Origin of the sequence: Actinoplanes campanulatus (assembly GCF_014647795.1) — a bacterium.
Taxonomy (GTDB): Bacteria; Actinomycetota; Actinomycetes; order Mycobacteriales; family Micromonosporaceae; genus Actinoplanes; species Actinoplanes campanulatus.
On sequence record NZ_BMPW01000021.1, the window covers coordinates 163,749 to 184,842 of the forward strand.

At 71.0% G+C, this 21,094-nt stretch carries 19 protein-coding genes; 11 read left to right on the forward strand and 8 right to left on the reverse strand.

Going from position 1 to position 21,094, the window contains the following annotated elements:
* On the reverse strand, nt 1-1,125 hold the full coding sequence (locus tag IEZ13_RS34935; protein ID WP_183225290.1) for a DegT/DnrJ/EryC1/StrS family aminotransferase: 1,125 nt from the start codon (nt 1,123-1,125) through the stop codon (nt 1-3).
* The gene (pseB, locus tag IEZ13_RS34940) at nt 1,125-2,105 is read right to left on the reverse strand and encodes a UDP-N-acetylglucosamine 4,6-dehydratase (inverting) (protein WP_183225289.1); all 981 of its coding nucleotides are present in this window, start codon (nt 2,103-2,105) and stop codon (nt 1,125-1,127) included. The genes IEZ13_RS34935 and pseB overlap by 1 nt, the downstream gene beginning before the upstream one ends.
* 187 nt (nt 2,106-2,292) lie before the next feature.
* Here pseB and IEZ13_RS34945 point away from each other — a divergent pair, with 187 nt between their 5' ends.
* The 9 genes from IEZ13_RS34945 (at nt 2,293) to IEZ13_RS34985 (ending at nt 12,607) form a co-directional block, all read left to right on the forward strand.
* Nucleotides 2,293-2,535, forward strand: a complete 243-nt coding sequence (locus IEZ13_RS34945) for an acyl carrier protein (RefSeq protein WP_183225288.1) — start codon at nt 2,293-2,295, stop codon at nt 2,533-2,535.
* Nucleotides 2,532-3,263: an SDR family NAD(P)-dependent oxidoreductase gene (locus tag IEZ13_RS34950; protein WP_183225287.1), complete on the forward strand. Its 732-nt coding sequence runs from the start codon at nt 2,532-2,534 to the stop codon at nt 3,261-3,263. Before IEZ13_RS34945 ends, IEZ13_RS34950 begins: the two co-directional genes overlap by 4 nt.
* A gap of 47 nt (nt 3,264-3,310) precedes the next feature.
* Complete coding sequence (locus IEZ13_RS34955; RefSeq protein WP_183225486.1) at nt 3,311-4,480, forward strand: AMP-binding protein; 1,170 nt, start codon at nt 3,311-3,313, stop codon at nt 4,478-4,480.
* Nucleotides 4,477-5,511, forward strand: a complete 1,035-nt coding sequence (locus IEZ13_RS34960) for a LuxE/PaaK family acyltransferase (RefSeq protein ID WP_183225286.1) — start codon at nt 4,477-4,479, stop codon at nt 5,509-5,511. Before IEZ13_RS34955 ends, IEZ13_RS34960 begins: the two co-directional genes overlap by 4 nt.
* The gene (locus IEZ13_RS34965; RefSeq protein ID WP_183225285.1) at nt 5,508-6,689 is read left to right on the forward strand and encodes an acyl-CoA reductase; all 1,182 of its coding nucleotides are present in this window, start codon (nt 5,508-5,510) and stop codon (nt 6,687-6,689) included. The genes IEZ13_RS34960 and IEZ13_RS34965 overlap by 4 nt, the downstream gene beginning before the upstream one ends.
* Nucleotides 6,690-6,731: 42 nt before the next feature.
* Nucleotides 6,732-8,294: a M1 family metallopeptidase gene (locus IEZ13_RS34970; RefSeq protein WP_183225284.1), complete on the forward strand. Its 1,563-nt coding sequence runs from the start codon at nt 6,732-6,734 to the stop codon at nt 8,292-8,294.
* Nucleotides 8,295-8,375: 81 nt separating this feature from the next.
* The gene (locus IEZ13_RS34975) at nt 8,376-9,680 is read left to right on the forward strand and encodes a sensor histidine kinase (protein ID WP_183225283.1); all 1,305 of its coding nucleotides are present in this window, start codon (nt 8,376-8,378) and stop codon (nt 9,678-9,680) included.
* A gap of 12 nt (nt 9,681-9,692) precedes the next feature.
* Nucleotides 9,693-10,337 carry a response regulator gene (locus IEZ13_RS34980; RefSeq protein ID WP_183225282.1) on the forward strand — a complete coding sequence of 215 codons (645 nt, stop codon included), beginning with the start codon at nt 9,693-9,695 and terminating at the stop codon, nt 10,335-10,337.
* A gap of 71 nt (nt 10,338-10,408) precedes the next feature.
* Nucleotides 10,409-12,607 (forward strand): MMPL family transporter, encoded by a 2,199-nt coding sequence (locus IEZ13_RS34985; protein WP_183225281.1) that lies wholly within the window; start codon nt 10,409-10,411, stop codon nt 12,605-12,607.
* On the opposite strand, the gene IEZ13_RS34990 is transcribed toward IEZ13_RS34985, so the two are convergent.
* A complete protein-coding gene (locus tag IEZ13_RS34990; protein ID WP_183225280.1) occupies nt 12,600-12,959 on the reverse strand; it encodes a fluoride efflux transporter FluC in 360 nt (119 codons plus the stop codon). The two genes, IEZ13_RS34985 and IEZ13_RS34990, sit on opposite strands and share 8 nt — an antisense overlap.
* A complete protein-coding gene (locus IEZ13_RS34995; protein ID WP_183225279.1) occupies nt 12,956-13,300 on the reverse strand; it encodes a fluoride efflux transporter FluC in 345 nt (114 codons plus the stop codon). Before IEZ13_RS34995 ends, IEZ13_RS34990 begins: the two co-directional genes overlap by 4 nt.
* 253 nt (nt 13,301-13,553) lie before the next feature.
* Between IEZ13_RS34995 and IEZ13_RS35000 the strand changes: the two genes are divergently transcribed.
* Both IEZ13_RS35000 and IEZ13_RS35005 read left to right on the forward strand, forming a co-directional pair.
* Complete coding sequence (locus IEZ13_RS35000) at nt 13,554-14,381, forward strand: hypothetical protein (protein ID WP_183225278.1); 828 nt, start codon at nt 13,554-13,556, stop codon at nt 14,379-14,381.
* Nucleotides 14,381-16,096 (forward strand): hypothetical protein, encoded by a 1,716-nt coding sequence (locus IEZ13_RS35005; RefSeq protein WP_183225277.1) that lies wholly within the window; start codon nt 14,381-14,383, stop codon nt 16,094-16,096. The genes IEZ13_RS35000 and IEZ13_RS35005 overlap by 1 nt, the downstream gene beginning before the upstream one ends.
* On the opposite strand, the gene pseI is transcribed toward IEZ13_RS35005, so the two are convergent.
* From pseI to IEZ13_RS35025, 4 genes are all read right to left on the reverse strand, one after another.
* The gene (gene pseI / locus IEZ13_RS35010) at nt 16,077-17,093 is read right to left on the reverse strand and encodes a pseudaminic acid synthase (protein WP_183225276.1); all 1,017 of its coding nucleotides are present in this window, start codon (nt 17,091-17,093) and stop codon (nt 16,077-16,079) included. The genes IEZ13_RS35005 and pseI overlap by 20 nt on opposite strands.
* Nucleotides 17,090-17,548 carry a GNAT family N-acetyltransferase gene (locus tag IEZ13_RS35015; protein WP_183225275.1) on the reverse strand — a complete coding sequence of 153 codons (459 nt, stop codon included), beginning with the start codon at nt 17,546-17,548 and terminating at the stop codon, nt 17,090-17,092. Before IEZ13_RS35015 ends, pseI begins: the two co-directional genes overlap by 4 nt.
* The gene (locus tag IEZ13_RS35020) at nt 17,545-18,606 is read right to left on the reverse strand and encodes a glycosyltransferase family 2 protein (protein ID WP_183225274.1); all 1,062 of its coding nucleotides are present in this window, start codon (nt 18,604-18,606) and stop codon (nt 17,545-17,547) included. The genes IEZ13_RS35015 and IEZ13_RS35020 overlap by 4 nt, the downstream gene beginning before the upstream one ends.
* Nucleotides 18,607-18,792: 186 nt before the next feature.
* The gene (locus IEZ13_RS35025) at nt 18,793-21,045 is read right to left on the reverse strand and encodes a putative bifunctional diguanylate cyclase/phosphodiesterase (RefSeq protein WP_229795412.1); all 2,253 of its coding nucleotides are present in this window, start codon (nt 21,043-21,045) and stop codon (nt 18,793-18,795) included.
* Nucleotides 21,046-21,094: the final 49 nt, after the last annotated feature.

Consider the following 21,094-nt stretch of genomic DNA (forward strand, 5'->3'; position numbering starts at 1 on the left):
TCAGCTCCCCAGGATCCCGCGCAGCGCCTCGACCACGCGGTCCTGGTCGCTGTCGGTGAGGTCGGCGAAGAGCGGCAGGGACAGCTCCTCGGTGTAGAAGGACTCGGCCACCGGGCACATGCCCCGCCGGTAACCGAGGTCCTCGAAGACCGGGTGCCAGTAGACCGGGATGTAGTTGACCTGCACTCCGATACCGGCGGCGCGCAACCGGTCGTACACCTCCCGCCGACGGCCGTCCTTCACGCGTACCGGATAGAGGTGCCTGATCGGGTCCACATCGGAACGCCGGGCCGGAAGACGCAGGCCGGGGACGTCGGCGAGAAGCTCGTCGTAGCGTGCCGTGAGGCGCGCACGGCGGGTCTTGAACGCGGCGAGCCGCCGCAGCTGGGCCGAACCCAGCGCGCAGAGCACGTCCGGCAGCCGGTAGTTGAGGCCGAACTCGTGCACCTCGTAGTGCCAGCCACCCTCGTCGGCGCGGCGCAGTCGCTGCGGGTCGCGGACCGAGCCGACGGTCCGGAAGTCCCGGACCCGCTCCAGCAGCTCCGGACGGATCGAGGCGACCGCCCCGCCCTCGCCGGTGGTGAGGTTCTTGGTCGGGAAGAACGAGAACGTGGTCAGGTCGGCGAGCGTGCCGACCGGCCGCCCCCGGTAGGTGGACCCGATGGAGTGCGCCGCGTCACCGAGCAGGAACACCCCGGCCGTGTCGGTGATCTTGCGGAGCCGGTCGTAGTCGGCCGGCACACCGGCGTAGTCGACCGCCGAGATCACCCTGGTCCGCGACGTGACCGCGGCCTCGGCGGCGGCCGGGTCGAGGTTCGCGGTGTCCTCCTCGACGTCGGCGAAGACCACTGTCGCGCCGAGCATGGCCGCGCCCGAGGCGGTGGCCACGAACGTCATCGGCGTGGTGATCACCTCGTCGCCGGCGGTCAGGCCGGTCGCCGCGTAGGCCGCGTGCAGCGCCGTCGTCCCGTTGGTGACGGTCACGCATGGCGCCCCGGCGACCGCTTCGAGGTCGGCCTCGAACGCGGCGACCCGCGGTCCGGTGGTGAGCCAGTCGCTGCCCATCGCCGCGACGACCGCCGCCACGTCGGCGTCGTCGATCGACTGTCGTCCGTACGGCAGCATCAGTTCTCCGCGAGCAGGTCGCGCATCTCGTCGACCGAGAGCCAGAGATCGTTGTTGTCCGAGCGGTAGTTGAAGCCGTCGGCCACCTCCTCGCCACCCTCGGGCGTCTGGTAGCCCCAGCTGGCGACCACCGGCTGGACCACGTACCGGTCCTTGAAGCGCAGCGTGCGGCGGCTGTCGTCGGCGGCGATCATCTCCTCGTGCAGCTTCTCGCCGGGCCGCATCCCCATCTCGTGGGTGGGCGCGCCGGGGGCGACCGCCTCGACCAGGTCCATGATCCGCATGCTCGGGATCCGCGGGACGTAGAGCTCGCCGCCCTGCATGACGTCGAACGAGTCGACGACGAACCGCACCGCCTGGTCCAGGGTGATCCAGAACCGGGTCATCCGCTTGTCGGTGATCGGCAGGCTCTTGCCCTCGGCCGCCAGTCTCCGGAAGAACGGCACCACCGAGCCGCGGCTGCCCATCACGTTGCCGTAGCGGACCACGGCCAGCCGGGTCGGGTGGGTGGCGGCGTAGTGGTTGCCGGCGATCACGATCTTGTCGGCGGCCAGCTTGGTGGCGCCGTACAGGTTGATCGGGCTGGACGCCTTGTCGGTGGAGAGCGCCACCACCTTCTTGACCTCGGCGTTGATGGCCGCGTCGATGACGTTCTGGGTGCCGTTGATGTTCGTGGCGACGAACTCCGACGGATTGTACTCGGCGGTGTCGACCTGCTTGAGGGCGGCCGCGTGCACCACGTAGTCGATCCCGTGCATGGCCCGGGCGAGACGCTTCTCGTCCCGGATGTCACCGATGAAGAAACGCAGGCGCGGGTCGTCGCCGAACATCTGGCGGACCTCGTACTGCTTCAGCTCGTCGCGGGAGAACACCACGATCCGGTGCGGGTCGAGGTGGGTCAGCGCGTACCTGAGGAATTCCTTGCCGAAGGAACCGGTGGAGCCGGTGACAAGGATCGAGGAGCCGGCGATTTCAGACAAGGTTTTCTCCGGGGGATGAGCGGAAGGCCGGTACGAGGCGGAAGCATAACCAGCCCGGACGGCAATTCCCGGAGAGCGGGAAAATGCTGCAATCAGTTCATTTCCAGTTCAGCCTGGATTGGTCGTGGCGACCGGGAACCTGCGGGATCGTGGATTTCCTCTGAACACCCCACCTTGGAGCTATCTCGTGACTGAGCTGCAGAGACTACGCGCGGCGTTCCGTACCGCCCTCGATCTTCCGGCGGACGCGCCCGTGGACGACCTGAGCTACCAGGACAACGAGAAGTGGGATTCGCTGGCGCACATGTCACTCGTCGCGACCATCGAAGATGAATTCTCGGTAATGATTGACACGGACGATGTCATCAATATGTCAAGCTTTGCTGAGGCCGTGAAAATTCTTGGTAAATACGGGGTGGACGTCAAGTGAGTGCCGCCCTGATCACCGGGGCGTCGCGCGGAATCGGCCGGGCCACCGCGCACCGCCTCGCCGAACGGGGATACGACCTGGTCCTGCACGGCCACCACGAGGCCGGCGTCTCCGACACTGCCGCCGAACTGGCCGGGAAGTTCGGGGTAACGGTCGTGCACGCGGCCGGCGACATCGCCGACCCGGCCACCAGCAGGGCCCTGGCCCGGCTGGCCTTCGAGACGTTCAAGCGGCTGGACGCCCTGGTCGTCAACGCCGGGACACACGCCGCCGGCATGCTCGGCATGACCGCGGACGACACCATCGAGCGGCTCTTCGCGGTGAACGCGGCCGGCGCGGCCCACACCCTCCAGAATGCGGTCCGGTTGCTGGCCCGCGGCGAGAACCCGGCCGCGGTGCTGACCGCCTCGATCACCGGCACCCAGGGGGCGGCCGGGCAGGCCGTCTACGCCGCTTCCAAGGCCGCCGTAGCCGGGCTCACCAGATCCGCCGCCAAGGAACTCGGGCCGCGCGGCATCCGGGTCAACGCGGTGGCGCCCGGGTTCATCGCCACCGACATGCTGGACAGCCTGGACGAGGCCGGCCGCGCCGAACGGATCGCGAACACCGCCCTCGGCCGGCTCGGCGTCGCCGAGGAGGTGGCCGACGTGATCGCCTTCCTCCTCTCCGAGCAGGCCCGGTTCGTCACCGGTCAGGTCATCGGGGTCGACGGAGGTCTGACGCTGTGAACCTGCTCCACCCCGACGCCCGGGTCGTCGACGCGGCCACCGGCGAGATGCTGACCCCGGCCATGATCGACGTTGCTCTGCCCCCCGGCGAACGCGGGCCTCTGTTCATGGGCATGCCGACGACGGTTCCGGCGGTCGCCCGCTACCTGGCGGCGCTGCGGCTGGGCCGGCCGGTCCTGCTGCTCGACCCGGAGACCGACCAGACCTCGCTGCGCGCCCGGTACACCACCACCGACGTGCACCCGGACCTGGCGCTGCTGCTCACCACCAGCGGATCCACCGGCGACCCGAAACTCGTCCGGCTCTCCCGCTCAGCGGTGCTGGCCAACGCCGAACAGGTCGCCGAGAGCCTCGGCGTCACCGGGGACGACGTCGCGATCACCACGCTGCCGCTGTTCTATTCGTACGGGCTGTCGGTGCTGCACTCGCACCTGCTGCGCGGGGCGACCGTGGTGCTGGACCGTACCGGGATCATGCGGAAGGACTTCTGGACCGCGGTGGACGAGCACCGGGTCACCTCGATGGCGTTCGTCCCGTCCCAGTACGAGATGCTGCGGCGACTGCGTTTCGACCCGGCGAAGCACCCATTCGTGCGTACCCTCACACAGGCCGGTGGCCGGTTGCGGACCGACCTGGTCTCCGATTTCGCGGGCCGGATGGAGGCCGCCGGCGGGCGGATGTTCGTCATGTACGGCCAGACCGAGGCCGCGCCGCGGATGGCCTGTCTGCCACCGTCGCACCTGGCCGGGAAGCTCGGCTCGGTCGGCCGGGCGATGCCCGGCGGGGCCTTCACCATCGAGGACGGCGAGGTCGTCTACCGCGGGCCCAACGTCATGATGGGGTACGCGGAGACCGCCGCCGATCTGGCCCGGGGCGACGACCAGGGCGGCGTCCTGCGTACCGGGGATCTGGGCCGTCTCGACGACGAGGGTTTCCTGTACCTCACCGGCCGGCTCAAGCGGATGGGCAAGGTCTTCGGCGTCCGGATCAATCTGGACGACGTGGAGCGGCAGTTCCCGGTCGCGGCCGTGGCCGGTGACGACCGGATCCACGTCTTCGCCGAGGGGCTCTCCGCGGACGAGGTCCGGGCGCTGCGCACCAAGATCGCCGAGTGGCTCGGAGCGCACTTCACCGGCGTCGACGTGCGCACGATCGAGGTGCTGCCGCTGCTGCCCAACGGCAAGACCGACTACCGGGCGCTGGAGGCGTCGCTGTGAGTGTCTTCACCCTGCCGCAATCCGAGCGCGAGCCGCTGCTGCTCAAGAGCTTGTCCGATCTGGTCGGGCATCATCGCCGGAACTGCGCCGAGTATGACCGGATCCTGGCGGCCAGCGGCTTTTCGTCCGCCGCTTCGGTGGCTGATCTTCCCTGGCTGCCGGTTCGGCTCTTCAAGACCCTGGAGCTGAAGAGCATCCCGGACGACGAGGTCTTCAAGGTGCTCACCTCCAGCGGGACCACGGGAGACGTCAGCCGGATCTATCTGGACAAGGCCGCTGCCGCGGCCCAGACCCGGCAGCTCGGCGCCACCCTGCAGACCGTGCTCGGCCCGAAACGCCTGCCGATGCTGATCGTCGACACCAGATCGATCCTCAAGGACCGTCGCTCGTTCAGCGCCCGTGGCGCCGGCGTGCTCGGCATGGCCACCTTCGGACGTGACCACGTCTGGGCGCTCGACGAGGAGGGCGCGGTCGACGTGGAGGGCATCCGCGGTTTCCTCGCCCGTCACGGTGACCAGCCGTTCCTGATCTTCGGGTTCACCTACCTGGTCTGGCTGCACCTCTATGAGACCGCGCGGGCGCACGGCCTGGACCTGGGCAACGGTATACTGATCCACTCCGGTGGATGGAAGAAGCTGATCGATCAGGCCGTCTCTCCGGAGGAGTTCCGCGAAAGGCTGGGCCGGGCCGGACTCACCCGGATCCACAACTTCTACGGCATGGTCGAGCAGATCGGGACGATCTTTCTTGAAGGCCCGGACGGTGGTTCGCTGTATTGCCCCGACTTCGCGGACGTCGTGGTTCGTGACCCGGAGACCTGGGCGGAGCTCCCGCCCGGTGAACCGGGCCTCCTGGAGGTCGTGAGCACCCTGCCCACGTCGTACCCGGGGCACGTGCTGCTCACCGAGGACCTCGGCGTGGTGCACGGCATCGACGACGGCGTCTGGCCCGGCAAGCGGTTCTCGGTGCTCGGCCGGCTGCCGCGCGCCGAGGCCCGGGGCTGCTCGGACACGTATCGGAGCGCGGCATGAGGTTCAGGTTCGGGGCCGAGAGCGACCTCACCGCCCCCTCGGAGGACCGGCTCACCGTCGGCGACCCGCGCGTCGTCGACTTCCTCGCGGCGCTCGCCCGGCGGCTGCTCGCCCCGGCCGTGGCCCGCCGCTTCCCGGAGCTGGGGTCGCTCGGCTACTTCCTGCGCCCGGCCGAGCTGACCCGCGCGGTCGCCGCCATGCAGCGCACGGACGCCCTGGTCTTCCCCCGGGGCAACGTCTTCCATCTGCCCCCGGCCAACGTGGACACCATCTTCGTCTACTCGTGGGCGCTGTCGGCGCTGGCCGGCAACCACAACGTGGTCCGGATCTCGTCGCGCTCGGCGGGCGCGGCCGAGGCCATCCTGGAGGCGCTCAACGCGGTCGACGGCGATCCGGTGATCGGGCGGACCCAGCGGATGGTCACCTACGGGTACGACGACGCGGTCACGGCCGCCCTCAGCCGGTGGTGCGACCTGCGGGTCATCTGGGGCGGGGACGCCGCGGTGGACACCATCCGCCGGCACCCGCTGCGGCCGTCGGCGCGGGACCTCACCTTCCCGGACCGGACGTCCTGGGCGGTGCTGTCGGTGCCCGGCTGGCGGGCCGCCGACCCGGCCGCCCGGCGGGCCGCGGTGACCGGGTTCGCCAACGACGCGTACTGGTTCGACCAGGCGGCCTGTTCGTCGCCGCGGACCGTGTTCCTGGTCGGCGACGGGGATCCGGCCCAGGTCCGGGCCGAGTTCCTGGAGCTGCTGCTCGACGCGGTGGGCAGGCGCGGCTGGACGGTCGACGCGGCGATGGCGGTGGAGAAGCGGGTCAACGCGTACGGGCTGGCCGCCACCGGCGCCGCCACCGAACTGGACCTCTCGGACAACCGGGTGACCGCGGTGACCCTGGTCGGCGCCGAGCGGGCACCCCGGCGCTGGATCGGCGCGGGCGCGTTCCCGTTCGCCCGGGTGGACTCGCTGTCCGACCTGGTGCCGGCGATGAACCGGCAGGACCAGACGGTCAGCCACTTCGGGTTCACCCCGGCCGAGCTGCACGCCTTCGCGGCCGAGCTGGGCGGCCGTGGGGTGGACCGGATCGTGCCCTTCGGGTCGGCCCTGACCTTCGGCGCCGTCTGGGACGGTTACCACCTGCCGAGCGAGTTCACCCGGCTCACCGTGGTCCAGTCGTAAGGTCGTTGATCGACGTTGCGCCGGGGGCGTACCGTCGCGGCCATGTCCAAGATTATCAATGGCCGGCTGACCGGGGCGCTGGCCGTGAGCACGGCCGTTCTGGTCGGTATCGCCGGGAGTGTCACGCCCGCGTCCGCGGCGGTCAGCGCCACTCCCGGCTCGGCGGGCCTCGGCGACCGGCTCTACCCCCTGCTCGGTAACGGCGGCTACGACGTCACCAACTACAACCTGCGGCTCAACCACCCGGCGAAGAACCCGGCGCAGACCGTCAACGGCAGCGTCACGATCAGCGCGGTGGCCACCCAGAACCTGTCCCGGTTCAACCTCGACTTCGCCGGCAACAGCGTCGGCTCGGTCTACGTGAACGGCAAGGCGGCCACGTTCAGCCGGTCCGGGGAGGAACTGGTCATCACGCCGTCGGCGTACCTGCCGAAGAACAAGGGCTTCTGGGTCACCGTCAACAACTTCACCGCCACCCCGGTCTCGGCCACCGGCGACGCGCCGGAGGGCTTCATCGCGACCAAGGACGGCACGGTGCTCGCCGGCCAGCCGGACACGTCGCACAACCTCTTCCCGAGCAACGACCACCCGCGGGACAAGGCCACCTACACCATCTCGGTGACCGTCCCGTCCGGCTGGAGGGGCGTGGCCAGCGGCCGCCACCTCAAGACCACCACCGCCGGCGGCCGTACCACCTCGGTCTACCGTGAGGCCAAGCCGATGGCCAGCGAACTCGCCCAGATCGTGGCCGGTGACTTCGTGGTCTACAACCGCAAGGCCGTCGGCGGCGTGCAGATCCGCGACGTGGTCCCGCGCCGCCTGTCGAGCAAACTGCTCGCCAAGGCCAAGGTCGAGCGTGCCCAGCTGACCTACATGACGAAGAAGGTCGGAAAGTACCCGTTCGAGAACTACGGGTCGCTGGTCATCGACGCGGACCTCGGTTTCGCGCTGGAGACCCAGACCCTCTCGCTCTACGACACCGGCCTGTTCGGCGCACCGGCCTACATCCTGAACCCGATCATGGTGCACGAGCTGGCGCACCAGTGGTTCGGCGACAGCGTGGCCCCGAAGTCGTGGAGCGACGTGTGGCAGAACGAGGGCCACGCCACCTGGTACGAGCTGCTCTACGCCGCCGACACGAAGACCTTCAAGAAGTACACCGGCTTCGCCAACCCGGACGCCTACTTCAAGTCCGTCTACCAGGCCAGCGACATGCTGCGCGCGCAGTACGGCCCGGTCGCCCGCCCGAAGGGCTCGGCGTCGGTCTGGGACGTCTTCAACCCCAACGTGTACGCCGGTGGCGCGCTCGTCCTCTACGCCCTCAAGCAGAAGATCGGCGCCAAGAAGTTCGCCAAGCTCGAGCGTGAGTGGGTCAGCAAGTACCGCGGCAAGTCGGCCTCGACGCAGGACTTCATCGCCCTCGCCTCGAAGGTTTCCGGCCAGAACCTCAAGCCGTTCCTGACCCGCTGGCTGTACGGCAAGAAGACCCCGGCCATGCCCGGTCACAGCAGCTGGAAGGTGTCGTCGGCCTCGGCGGCGTCCACCGCGGCCGCCGCGGACACGTTCATCGTGCCGCTGCGCCAGCACATGGCGGACCACCACTGAGAACAGGTCGGGTTATCCCTACCTTCTGATCGGTGGTCAACGGGATCGCACGGGCGGGCGCCGGTGCCTAGCGTCTAGGGCATGACGACCACAGACGCGGGGCCGGCGCCCGCTCCCCATCCCACCCGGCGGTTCCTGCGCCAGTTGGGGATCGACACCCAGTACGTGCTGGTCGGATTCCCGCTCGGCCTGATCGCTCTCGTCGTCGGCATCACCGGCTTCGCTCTCGGCACCGGCCTGGTGGTCATCTGGGTCGGCCTGCCGATCATGGTCGGCACACTGATGTTCGCCCGCGGGTTCGCCATCACCGAGCGGGCCCGGATCGCTCCGGTGCTGGGCCGGAGCATTCCGCAGCCGACCTACAAGCGGGTCCGCGGCCAGGGGCTGCTGCGCCGGACCTTCGGCCCGCTCGCCGACGGGCAGTCCTGGCTCGACCTGGTGCACGCGATCTTCCGTTTCATCCCGAGCACCCTGGCGTTCTGCTTCGTCATCACCTGGTGGGCGGCCGCCCTCGCCGGGCTCACCTACCCGCTGTGGGACTGGGCCCTGCCGCACCCGCCGGACAACTACGAGCTGCACGAGCTTCTCGGCTTCGACGACAGCATGGGCACCCGGATCCTCTTCAACGTGAGCATCGGCATGTTCTTCGCCGGCACCCTGTACTGGGTGGTCCGCGCCGCCGCGCTGATGGAGGCGCACTTCGCCCGCGGCCTGCTGATCGGCGCCTGGGAGCTGCGCCGGCAGGTGGCCGCCGCCGAGGAGGCCCGCGACGTGGCGCAGCGGCAGAAGGCGGCGGCCGTCTCGGCCGAGGCGGTGGCGCTGCGCAGGCTGGAGCGCGACATCCACGACGGCCCGCAGCAGCGCCTGGTCCGCCTCGCCATGGACCTGGGCCGGGCCGAGCAGCAGTTCGCTGACGACCCGGAGCGGGCCCGCGCCATCGTGGCCGAGGCCCTGACCCAGACCCGGGAGACGCTCGACGAGCTGCGTGCCCTGTCCCGCGGCATCGCCCCGCCGATCCTGGTGGACCGGGGCCTGCGGGCGGCGCTGACCGCGCTGGCCAGCCGGTGCACCGTCCCGGTGGACCTGGACGCGCCCCCGATCGACCGGCTCGACCCGGCCGTCGAGTCCACCGCCTACTTCGTGGTGGCCGAGGCGCTCACCAACGTCGCCAAGCACAGTCACGCCAACGAGGTGCAGGTCAGCGTGCAGCGGATCGCCACCGGCCTGATCGTCACGGTCAGCGACGACGGCGTGGGCGGGGCGAGCCTGGCCAAGGGGCACGGCCTGGCCGGGCTGGACGACCGGGTCCGGGCCGCCGGGGGAGTGCTGGCGGTGGACAGCCCGGAGGGTGCGGGCACACGGCTCACGGCGGCCCTGCCGATCTGACAGCATGGCGGCATGCGTGTGGTGATTGCCGACGATGCCGTGCTGTTGCGTGAGGGCCTGATCCGCCTCGTCGAGGAGAACGGTCACACCGTCGTCTCGGCCGTCGGCGACGGGCCCTCCCTGGTCGAGGCGATCAAGGAACACCGTCCGGACGTCTCCATCGTGGATGTCCGGATGCCGCCGTCGCACACCGACGAGGGGCTGCGCGCCTCCGTCGAGGCCCGGACCGCGGTGCCGGGCAGCCCGATCCTCGTGCTCTCGCAGTACGTCGAGGTCTCGTACGCCGACGATCTTCTGGCCGACCGCCGTGGCGCGGTCGGCTATCTGCTGAAGGACCGGGTCGCCCTGGTGGGCGACTTCCTCGACGCCCTGGGCCGGGTGGCCGACGGCGGCACCGTGCTGGACCCGGAGGTGGTGGCCCAGCTGCTGGTGCGGCGCCGGCGCGACGACCCGATGCGCAGCCTCACCCCGCGCGAGCGTGAGGTGCTGGGCCGGATGGCCGAGGGCATGTCGAACACCGCGATCGCCCGCGCGCTGGTGGTCACCGACGGCGCGGTGGAGAAGCACGTCCGCAACATCTTCACGAAGCTGGGCCTGCATCAGGACGAGGAGCAGCACCGGAGGGTCCTGGCGGTGCTGGCCTACCTCCAGGCGTAGGGCTAGCCCTACCCCGGATCCGGGTGGCCGCCATATCGTTCGGCCACTTCGGAGTCCATAGCGTCTTCTCCATGGAGAACAGGGAAGACGTCAAGGGAATCGCGGCTCGTGCCGCGATCTGGAGCGCCCGCCATCGGGTGCTCGCCATACTCGGCTGGATCGCCTTCGTGGCCGCCACCGTCGTTCTCAGCGGCATGATCGGGACCAAGCAGGCGGACGAGGGCACGGCCGGGCACGGGGACTCCGGCGACGCCGACCGGATCGTCGCGGCGGCCGGCTTCCCGGAGCAGCCGGCCGGCGAGATGGTGCTGATCCAGAACCGGGCCGAGTCGGACCGGACGGCGGCCACCGCCGAGATCACCGAGGTTCTGGGTGCGACCGCCGGCGTCACCGGCGTGCAGGAGCCGATCCAGTCGGCGGACGGCCGGTCGACGCTGATCAGTTTCAGCATCACCGGTGACCCCGAGACCGCGGCGGAGCGGGTCGGCCCGGCCCTGGACGCGGTGGCGAGGGTGCAGAGCGCCCACCCCGGCCTCTTCATCTCCGAGGCCGGCTCGGCGAGCGCCGACCAGCTCGTCGACGAGGAGCTGACGGGCGGCCTGAACCGGCTGGGGATGCTCTCCATCCCGGTGACGCTGGGCATCCTGCTGGTCGCCTTCGGCGCGGTGGTCGCCTCGTTGCTCCCGGTCCTCCTGGCGATCATGTCGGTGGTCGCCGCGATCGGCCTGATGGCGGCCGCGAGCCGGTTCGCCCCCGCGGTCGACGAGACGACGCACGTCATGCTGCTGATCGGCCTGGCCGTCGGCGTCGACTACTGCCTGTTCTACATCCGCCGGGAACGCGACGAGCGCCGCCGGGGAGCCGACCCGCACCGGGCGCTGATGATCGCGGCACAGACCTCGGGCCGGTCGATCTGGGTCTCCGGGCTCACCGTCATGATCGCCATGGCCGGCATGTTCTTCACCCAGGACGTCGTCTTCGTCAGCTTCGCCGCCGGCACCATCCTGGTGGTGGCCACCGCCGTGCTCGGCTCGCTGACCGTGCTGCCCGCCCTGCTCTCGCTGCTGGGCGACCGGGTCGACGCTCTCAAGATCCCCGGCCTGTACCGGCGGAACAGTGACGGCCGGGTCTGGAACGCGCTGCTCGACGTCGTACTCGCCAAGCCGTTGATCTCCGCGATCGTCGCCGTCGCGGCGCTCGGCGCGCTGGCCTACCCGGCCCTCGATCTGAAGACCCGGGGCCAGGCCATCCAGGACGTCTCGCCGGACGCGCCGGTCGTGCAGACGTTCCTCGCCATCGGCGAGTCCTTCCCCAGCAAGACCACCCCGGCGCAGATCGTGGTCAAGGACGACTCGGTCAAGACCGCGGAGTTCGAGAAGGCGCTGGCCGGGCTGGAGGCCGCGGTCCGGGACAGCGGCGGGAAGCTGGCCGAGCCGGTCGGTGTCGAGATCAACCCGGCCGGGAACGTCGCGGTGGTCTCGGTCGGCCTGGCCGGCCGGGAGAGCGACAGTGTCGCCGTCGACGCGCTGAACCTGCTGCGTGATCAGGTCGTGCCGGACACCTTCGGCCGGATCGACGGGGCCACGGCGCTGGTCACCGGGTCCACCGCGGGCGGCGTCGACTACAACGAGCAGCTGGACAGGACGCTGCCGCTGGTCTTCGCGTTCGTCCTGGGGCTGGCGTTCCTGCTGCTGCTGGTGTCGTTCCGGTCGATCGTGGTCGCGGTCACCGGGCTGGTGCTGAACCTGCTGTCGGTCGCGGCCTGCTACGGCATGCTGGTCTACGTCTTCCAGTACGGGCACTTCGAGGAGCCGCTCGGCTTCGTCTCCGGCGGGGGCATCACCAACTGGATCCCGATGTTCCTCTTCGTCATCCTGTTCGGGTTGTCGATGGACTACCACGTCTTCGTGGTCAGCCGGATCCGCGAGGGCCACGACCGCGGCCTGTCGACGCGGGACGCGGTGCGCGAGGGCATCGGCCGGACCGCCGGCGTGATCACCAGCGCGGCCGTGGTGATGGTCGCGGTGTTCGCCCTCTTCGCCACGCTGCCGCTGACCGCCACCAAGGAGCTGGGCATCGGCCTGGCCGCCGCGGTCCTGCTGGACGCCACGATCATCCGGGCGGTCCTGCTGCCCTCGGTGATGGCGATGCTCGGCCGGGCGAACTGGTGGCTGCCGAAGTGGCTGGGCTGGCTGCCGGAGGTGGCCCACGAGCCGCCCGCGCAGCCGGACGAGCCCCGGATCGAGCGGGAGCTCACCCCGGTCAGCTGACCGTCTGAGCGAGGGCGCCGCCGAACCAGGCGGCGCCCATTCCGGCCGTGATGCTGAGCGCCGCGTACCCGGCCGCGGCCGCGATCTCGGAGCGCCGGGTCAGTGTCAGGATCTCCCAGCTGAAGGTCGAGTACGTGGTGAGCGCCCCACAGAACCCGGTGCCGAGCAGCGCCACCGCGCCGGCCGGGAGCGGCAGCCCGAGCACCAGGCCGAGGACGAACGAACCGGTGACGTTCACGGTGAGAGTGCCCCACGGGAAGGCCGCCCCGAACCGGTTCCGCAACATCAGGTCGGTCAGGTAGCGCAGCGGGGCGCCGACCGCGGCGCCGAGGGCCACCAGCAGGACGGTCATCGGGCCAGGGCGCTTCCGGCCGCGACCGCCACCATCGCGCCGATCAGGGTGGCCGCCGGATAGACCAGCCCGGCCTGGGACGTCTCGACGATCGCCGTGGAGAAGGTGGTGTAGCCGCCGAGGAACCCGGTGCCGAGGAACAGCCGGGGCAGGCGCGGCTCGACCCGGGAGTAGAGCACCCCGATCAGGAAGCAGCCGGTCACGTTGATCAGCCAGGTGGACCAGGGGAAGCCGTGCGGTGCGGTCGGCCACGCGGTGGCGATGCCGTAGCGGGCCAGGGCTCCGAGCGTGCCACCCGCGGCGACGGCCGTGAGGCTGGCGCGGTTCAGGTAGGGGTCCATCTCCTGGGACGCTATCCGATCAGGGCCCCGGCGGCCGGGGGGACGTGGCGGCGTCCTCCCCGACCTGCATCCACTGTAGATCAACATGGCCGTTCGGGGGCAGGCGGCCCCGCGGCGGGACCGGCGCCTGAATTCTGCGGGGCGGGCCGGTGAACTGTGGCGCGAGAATCGGTTGAACAGCCATAAAGTGGTGCGATCAGCCCCGGTTATGGCTGATAACGTGCGGCTCCGCACGCGGACGGAGCGGACAGACATGCACCACGCCAACCATCACTACGGCCACTCGCACATCCTGGCCCGCTACTGCGGGATGCCCGAGCCGTTGCATCCGCCCCGGATCCACGGCTACCTCCAGCACGGCTGGAACATCGGGGACGGCCTGGCCCCCGGTACGCCGTACGTGGCCGGCTCCCGGCTGCTCGTCTGGTCCGAGGAGACCCGGCGGCGGTCCTGGTCGCAGGGCCGGCGCAACGTGGCCGTGGTGGGCGCCCCGTTCGCGTACCTGGTGGAGATGACCCCGGCCGGCGGCGAACCCGGCGAGGGGACGATCTTCTACCCCTTCCACGGCTGGGAGGGGCAGCAGGTCCACGGCGACCACCAGCGCCTCATCGACGAGGTGCGGGCGACCGAGACCGGCCCGGTCACCGCCTGCCTGTACTGGAACGAGTACCGGATGGGCGCGGTGCGCCGGCTCTACGAGCGGGCCGGGTTCCGGGTGATCTGCCACGGCTACCGGGGCTTCTGGTGGCGCGACCACGACCGGGACTTCCTGGTCAAACAGCTCGCCGAGCTGCGGCGGCACCGGCGGGTCGTCTCCAACCGGTTGTGCAGCGCCATCTGGTACGGCCTGCTGGCCGGCCGGGAGGCGGCGGTCTACGGCGACCCGATGGTCCTCGACAACGCCGACATGACGTTCGGCGGGGAGCCGCGGCTGCACCGCCAATGGCCCGGCCTCTACGGCCGGGAGACCGACTTCGCCGCCTGCCACCGGCTCGCCCGGGCGCAGCTGGGCGCCGACGAACTGGCCGGACCCGAGGAGCTGCGCAAGCTGCTGGGCTGGTCGAAGGAAGGGTACGTCTGATGCCGGACCGTCCGGACATGGCCGCGGCGCTGGCCGCACCACCGCTGACCAATCTGGTGCGGGTGGGCGGTGAGATGTTCAGCTGGACCGAGCCGGTCGCGCGCGACAACCCGCTGCTCACCCATCTGAGCGTCGAGCTGGTCGGCCCCGGCGGGACCGTCCTGGTCGCCGGCCCGCACCCGGACGAGCTGGTCACCGCGTTGACCACGGGCGGTGCCGAGGTGACCTGGCTGCTGCGCTCGCTCACCGACGCCGAACAGGCCGCCCGTTCCCATCCCGCCGTCACCGTGCTGACCGGGGCGCTCGGCAAGGCCGACCTGACCGCCGGGTACGACCTGGTGGTCGCCACCGACGGCATCCAGCGGCTCAACTCGGCGGAGGGAGACCAGCTCTCGGCCGCCGAGCTGCTCGACCGTCTGGCCCGAGCGGTACGCCCGGGTGGCGCCCTGATCCTCATGCACGACAACCAGCTCGGGGCGCATCACACGGTGCGGCTGGACCCGGGTGCCGGGCACCGTGACGACGCCGCCTGGCGCCCGGCCGAGGCGGTGGACGGCCCGGCCGCCCGCACCCAGCTCACCGCGGCCCTGACCGGGTCCGGCCTGGAGATCGGCACGGCGTATGCCGCTTTTCCGGAACCGAGCGCGCCGACCGTACTGATCGGGGGTGAAACCCTCGGTGACGTCGCGTCGCCGCTGCGGCCCTGGCTGCGCACCGTGCTGGCGCGGGCCTACACCACGGCCTTCCGCGGCCGTCCGGTGCTCAGCGACCCACGCCGGTTGATCGATCGGGCGCTGCGGGCCGGTGCGGAGGACACCGTGGCCGGCGGATGGCTGGTCATCGCGCACGCGCCCGGCGATCGCGACCGGCCTGCGCGGCGGCCCGATGTGCTGGTCGGCGATGAGCACGGCATCCGCACGCCGGATGCGGAGATCCGGACCGGGCAGGCTCCTCGCGAGCCGCACGGGTTGCGCCGTGCCGAGCTGGTGCGGCCGGCCGCCGGCTACCCGTTGGAGGAGCGGCTGCTCGACCTCTGCGCGGCGGCCGACGTGCGGCGGCTGCGACAGGAGATCGCCCAGTACGAGTCCTGGCTGGCCGGACAGTCCCAAGACGGCCTGATCGACGGCCCCGCCGCGCTGGCCGATCTCTCCGATCTCGGTGTCACCCCGGACGGCCCGGCGGTGCTGTCCGCGCGCTGGGCGCCGGCCGAGCCGATTCCCACCCAGACCGCGCTGGTCCGGGCGCTCTGGCAGTTCGCGGTCCGCCTGGCCACCTGGGCCCGCCCGCACCCGTGGCCGATCACCGCGAGCGCGGCCGACCTGGCCGCGATCCTGACCGGCATGGCCGGGCGCAGCGTGACCGAGGAGGATCTGCGCGCGGCCGTGGACCTCCAGGTGACGATCGACGCCGCCGAGTTCGGGATGACGCCGGCCGAGCGGCGGGCCCACCGGCTCGCCCTGCTCGCCGTGCAGCCGGGTACCGCGCCGCTGGACGTGGCCGGGTACGGCGAGTTGGCCGAGGCCCTCTGGCGGCAGCGCTACCAGGCGAGCCACCTGCTGGCCATGATGGAGTGGACCGAGCAGATCATCGCCTCCCGGGACTCCCAGCTGAGCCGGATGGAGTGGGAGCTCCGGTTCCACCGCAGCCGGGTGACCGGGAGGGCGCTGATGGCCGCGAAACGCGCCTACCGGATGATCAAATCAGGTCCCAGGTGAGCGGGGTCCCCTTGGCCGCGTCGACGGTGAAGGTCCGCCCGAGCACCGTCCCGATCAGGTCGGGTTCCAGCCCGCCGGTGGGCCGGATCGACCGCACGTTCTCCTCGGTGACCGGGTCGCCCGCCCGGACGTCGGTGACCACGTAGAGGGAGCGCCGGAACCGCAGGCTCTCCTTCTCCGCCGGCGTGGGGCCGATGGCCGTGGTGCCCAGCGCCCGCCAGGCCCGCTCCGACTCGGTGACCAGCAGTCGCAGCTCGGCCTGGTCGAGGGAGAACGCCGAGTCCACGCCGCCGTCGGCCCGGTCCAGGGTGAAGTGCTTCTCGATCAGCACGGCGCCGTACGCCACCGCGGCGATCGGCACCCCGATGCCCATGGTGTGGTCGCTCAGCCCGATCGGTAGTCGCAGCGCCCCGGCCAGCACCGGGATGCGCCGCAGGTTGGTCTCCTCGGGCGGCGCCGGGTAGGAGGCGGTGCAGCTCAGCACGGTGATGTCGGTGGCGCCGGCGCCCTGGGCGGCCTCGACCGCGGCGGTGATCTCGCGGAGCGTCGCCATGCCGGTGGAGATGATGACCGGCTTGCCGGTCGAGGCGGCCAGCCGGATCAGCGGCAGGTCGGTGATCTCCGAGGAGGCGATCTTGTACATCGGCGCGTCCAGCTTCTCCAGCAGCTCGACGGCGGTCCGGTCGAACGGGCTGGAGAACGGCGTGATGCCCCGCTCCCGGGCCCGCTCGAAGATCGGCGCGTGCCAGTCCCACGGGGTGTGCGCCCGCTCGAAGAGCTGGTAGAGGTGGTCGCCACCCCACAGGTCGTGGCCCGCGGAGATCTGGAAGCGCGGGTGCTTGACGTCCACGGTCATGGTGTCCGCGGTGTACGTCTGGATCTTGATGGCGTCGGCGCCGGCCTCGGCCGCGGCGTCCACCAGGGCCAGGGCCCGGTCCAGCGAACCGTTGTGATTGCCCGACATCTCCGCCACGATGTACGGCTTCCTGCTGCTCATTTGCTTCTCTCCGTCCAGACGACGGTCTTCGGCACGCCGTCGACCAGCCGTTCGTATCTGCGTGTCTCGCGGAACCCGAATCGCCGGTGCAGTGCGAGGACCTGCTTGTTGTCGGCGAGCGTCTCGCCGCCGAGGGTCGCCAGGCCGAGGGTTCCGAAGGCGTACTCGACGGCCTCCTTCTCCAGCCGCATCCACGCCGGTAGCAGGCGCGGGCCGAGCCCTTCGACGTCGAGGTAGAACGACCAGGTGGAGCCGTTGAAGATCACCACGCCGGCCGGGACGCCGTCCTCCTCGTAGATCAGGACGTCGCCGCCGCGCGCGGCCCACCAGGCGGCGTGCTCGGCGGGCCTGATCTCGTGCGTGGTCAGGCTGACGGCGCGTACCGATGGGTGGTTGCGCCAGGGGAGGACCAGGTCACGGTCGGTTTCACGGGCGGGTCGAAGCACGGGAGTCAACGTAGGGAGGTGCTCTGGACCGCCCGTGGCGGCGCGGGGACCTCCGTGGAAACCGCGGGTGTCCGTTCAGTGGACCGGCGGCGCAGCCCGGCCACCCGGTAGCCGGTGCGCAGGGCGGCGTACATGGTGTAGCTGTTCGCCGCCACCAGCCGGTGCTTCAGGCCCGGGGTGCCGGCCGGCGGCAGGTAACCGTCCGGGCGGTGCCGCCGGTAGAGCGCCGCGATCCGCCGGAAGTAGGCGCGGCGCCGGGACGGGTGCACCCGGCTCTCGTTCCCGGCGACCACCAGCAGATGGCTGATCATCAGGGTGAACATGCGGACCTTGAGCGCGGGCGTGACACCGGCCGCGGCCAGCCACGCGTGCAGCCGGTCCCACTGCTCGAACGCCTCGAAGTGCCGGTCGCCGCAGGTCGCCGTGATCGCGCCGAACCGGCCGACCCGGTAGTGGTAGCAGACCCGGTTGAGCACGTCGAGACGCTCGGCGGCGATCAGGACCGGGTTGCTGAACGGGACGTCCTCGTACCACCCGGCCGGGAAGCGCAGCTCGTGCTTGGCCAGGAACTCCCGGCGCATGACCCGGTTCCAGGCGGTGTGCTGCACGCCGAGCAACCGGGAGAGGTCCACCGATCCGGCCAGCAGCGGCGAGCTGGCGTCGGTCTGCAACCGGCCGTTCTCGTGCACCCGCAGGTGGTCGACGAGCAGCACGTCCGGCTCGGTCTCGCGGAGACGCTCCAGCACCGCCCGGACCGAGCCGGACGGCAGCCAGTCGTCGCTGTCCACGAACCACACGTACTCGCCGCGCGCCTCGGCCAGCCCGGCGTTGCGCGCCAGGCCCAGCCCGACGTTGCCGGGCAGGTGGAGGACCCGCAGGTCACCGTGGCGGGCGGCGTAGCCGTCCAGCATCGCGCCACAGGCGTCCGGCGAGGCGTCATCCACGGCGATGACCTCGACCAGGGCGTTCTCCTCCGCGGTCAGGCCGGCGCGGAGGGACTCGAGACACTGGTAGAGGTAGCCCTCGACCGCGTAGACCGGCACTACGACGGTCAGCAGAACATGCATACCGACCACGTTCTGCCCCGGACGTGAAGCGCAGGGGAACACCGGTTGGCTGTTCGCTACAAACCAATCAACAAACCTTTACCGGTACGGGCTGCGCCTACCCGCCGTACCAGACCCGCGAGGCCGTCGCGACTCGCGCCCGGTGCCGCGCCCGCCGGGCTTAGCGTGCGTGGTCACCCTTCCCGTTCACCCGGCCGCCGGAGGGAACAGCAGCTCCTGCATGGCGTCGCTGGTCAGCGGCTCGGCGAAGTAGTAGCCCTGGCCGAGTTCACAGTTGCCGTCCGCGAGTTCGCTGAGCTGGCCGGCGTCCTCGATGCCCTCGGCGACCGTGGACAGCTGCAGCGCCTGGCCGAGCTGGATGATGCCGTGGGTGAGCGCCGCGGCGGCCGGCACGTCGCCGACGTCGTCCACGAAGGATTTGTCGATCTTGATGATGTCGACCGGGAAGCGCCGCAGGTAGGCCAGCGACGAATAGCCGGTGCCGAAGTCGTCGATCGCCAGGCGCACGCCCAGGGCCTTGATCGTCTTGAGCCGTTCCACGATCTCCGCGCGATGATCGACGAGCAGCGACTCGGTCAGCTCGATGACCAGGTGGTGCGGCGCCAGCCCGCTGTCGGCCAGCGCCGACTCCACCAGTTCGGGCAGGTCGGCGCGGTCCAGCTGGACGGCCGACAGGTTCACGCTCACGGTGAGCGGTGCATCCGTGCCGCGCTGCGCGTTCCAGCGGGCCGCCTGCCGGCACGCCTCCCGCAGCACCCATTCGCCGATCGGGACGATCATCCCGGTCTCCTCGGCCAGCGGGATGAAGTCCAGCGGCGGGACCATCCCGCGCACCGGGTGCTGCCAGCGGACCAGCGCCTCCAGACCGGAGATCTCCCGGGTCGCCAGCCGCACGATCGGCTGGAACCGCAGCTGGAACTCGTGCCGCAGCACGGCCCGGCGCAGGTCGGCCTCCATCTCCAGGTGCCGCTGGAAGGACTCCCGGATGGCCGGGTCGAACACGGCGTACTGGTCCTTGCCCTTCTTCTTGGCCTCGAACAGGGCCAGATCGCCACGGATCATCAGCTCCTGGGCGTCGTGCGTGCCGGCCTCCCCGAAGGCGACGCCGATGCTGCACGTCACGAACGTCTCCCGGCCGTCCAGGTCGAACGGCTCCCGCATCGCGGTGACGATCCGCCGGGCCACCAGCACGGCGGCTTCCGCGGTGCCGCTGTCCGGCAGCAGCACGGCGAACTCGTCGCCGCCCAGCCGGGCCGCCGTGTCGTCGGTGCGCAGACAGTCACGCAACCGGTCGGCGACCATGACCAGCAGGTCGTCTCCGGCCTGGTGTCCGAGAGTGTCATTTATGACCTTGAACCGGTCCAGGCCGATCAGCAGCGTGGCGATCCCGCCGGTACGGTCCGCGCCGAGCGTGTTCTCCAACCGGGTGACGAACAGCGAGCGGCTGGCCAGCCCGGTCAGCGCGTCGTGGAACGCGGCGTTCATCTCGTGCAGCGCCCGGGCGTCGGTGACGGCCAGGCTGGCGTGCTCGGCGAACGCCGACAGCACCTCCCGCGACGTCTCGTCCCACTCCCGCGGCTCGGTGTGCGAACCGGCGAAAATGGCGCCCACCACGACGCCGTTCTCGTGCACCGGCACCGCCATCACGCTCTGGAGCCGCGAGCGGACCAGCTCGGGCACGGCCATCGGCGAGGCCGCGTAGTCGTCCACCGCGACCAGCTCGTCGCCCATGATCGCCAGGCCGACGACGCCCAGCGTGGCGACCGGGATCCGCTGCATCCGGGACATCAGCTCGTCCGGGATGCCGGCGGCGGAGATCAGGCTCATCCGGCCCGGGTCGTCGCTCTCCAGCACGGTGAGCCCGGCGATGTCGACGCCGAGCAGCTCGGCGGCCGCCCCGGCGATCCGGTCCAGGATCCGGCTCAGTGGCTCGCGCTGCGCGATCGTCCGTTGCACCGAACTGAGCTCGTCGAACAGGCGCTGCCGGCGCTGCAGCGAGTCGATCAGGCGGGCGTTCTCCTCGGACTGCCGGCGCTCGGCCTCGACCAGGTGCACCGCCTGGAGACTCAGCTCCAGGACCCGGGCCATGCCGCGGAGCAGGCAGACCTCCTCCTCGGTGAACGCGCCGGAGCGCCGGCCGATCACCAGCATGCCGGCGGACGAGCCACCCAACGGGGCCACCGCCAGGTGGTAGCGGACGTCGCCGGCCCACATCGTGGACCGGCGCCCGAGCAGGTGGTCGGCGGTCAGCGCGAAGAGCGGGACCTCCCCGGCCGGCAGGCCCACGGCGGCGGTCGCGCAGGAGTCGACGGTCAGGACCGCGATATCGGCGCCGAGCGCACGCTGCGCGCACTCCACGGCGGCGCGCTGTGCGGCGGCCTCATCGGGCCGGTCGGCTACGACGGCAAGGAAGTCCGTCAGTTGCTGGGTGGCGAGCACCTGGTTGCAGTCGGCCGGGCGTGGGCCCAGCTGAGGAAAATGCGCATGC

Bases quoted from the DNA above. Each gene is read 5' to 3' on its own strand.
- IEZ13_RS34935 (WP_183225290.1), bottom strand. From the start codon at position 1,125: ATGCTGCCGTACGGACGACAGTCGATCGACGACGCCGACGTGGCGGCG.
- IEZ13_RS34980 (WP_183225282.1), top strand. From the start codon at position 9,693: ATGCGTGTGGTGATTGCCGACGATGCCGTGCTGTTGCGTGAGGGCCTG.
- IEZ13_RS35005 (WP_183225277.1), top strand. From the start codon at position 14,381: ATGCCGGACCGTCCGGACATGGCCGCGGCGCTGGCCGCACCACCGCTG.
- IEZ13_RS34995 (WP_183225279.1), bottom strand. From the start codon at position 13,300: ATGGACCCCTACCTGAACCGCGCCAGCCTCACGGCCGTCGCCGCGGGT.
- IEZ13_RS34990 (WP_183225280.1), bottom strand. From the start codon at position 12,959: ATGACCGTCCTGCTGGTGGCCCTCGGCGCCGCGGTCGGCGCCCCGCTG.
- IEZ13_RS34985 (WP_183225281.1), top strand. From the start codon at position 10,409: ATGGAGAACAGGGAAGACGTCAAGGGAATCGCGGCTCGTGCCGCGATC.
- IEZ13_RS35020 (WP_183225274.1), bottom strand. From the start codon at position 18,606: ATGCATGTTCTGCTGACCGTCGTAGTGCCGGTCTACGCGGTCGAGGGC.
- IEZ13_RS34965 (WP_183225285.1), top strand. From the start codon at position 5,508: ATGAGGTTCAGGTTCGGGGCCGAGAGCGACCTCACCGCCCCCTCGGAG.
- pseI (WP_183225276.1), bottom strand. From the start codon at position 17,093: ATGAGCAGCAGGAAGCCGTACATCGTGGCGGAGATGTCGGGCAATCAC.
- IEZ13_RS34970 (WP_183225284.1), top strand. From the start codon at position 6,732: ATGTCCAAGATTATCAATGGCCGGCTGACCGGGGCGCTGGCCGTGAGC.
- IEZ13_RS34955 (WP_183225486.1), top strand. From the start codon at position 3,311: ATGCTGACCCCGGCCATGATCGACGTTGCTCTGCCCCCCGGCGAACGC.
- IEZ13_RS34975 (WP_183225283.1), top strand. From the start codon at position 8,376: ATGACGACCACAGACGCGGGGCCGGCGCCCGCTCCCCATCCCACCCGG.
- IEZ13_RS35000 (WP_183225278.1), top strand. From the start codon at position 13,554: ATGCACCACGCCAACCATCACTACGGCCACTCGCACATCCTGGCCCGC.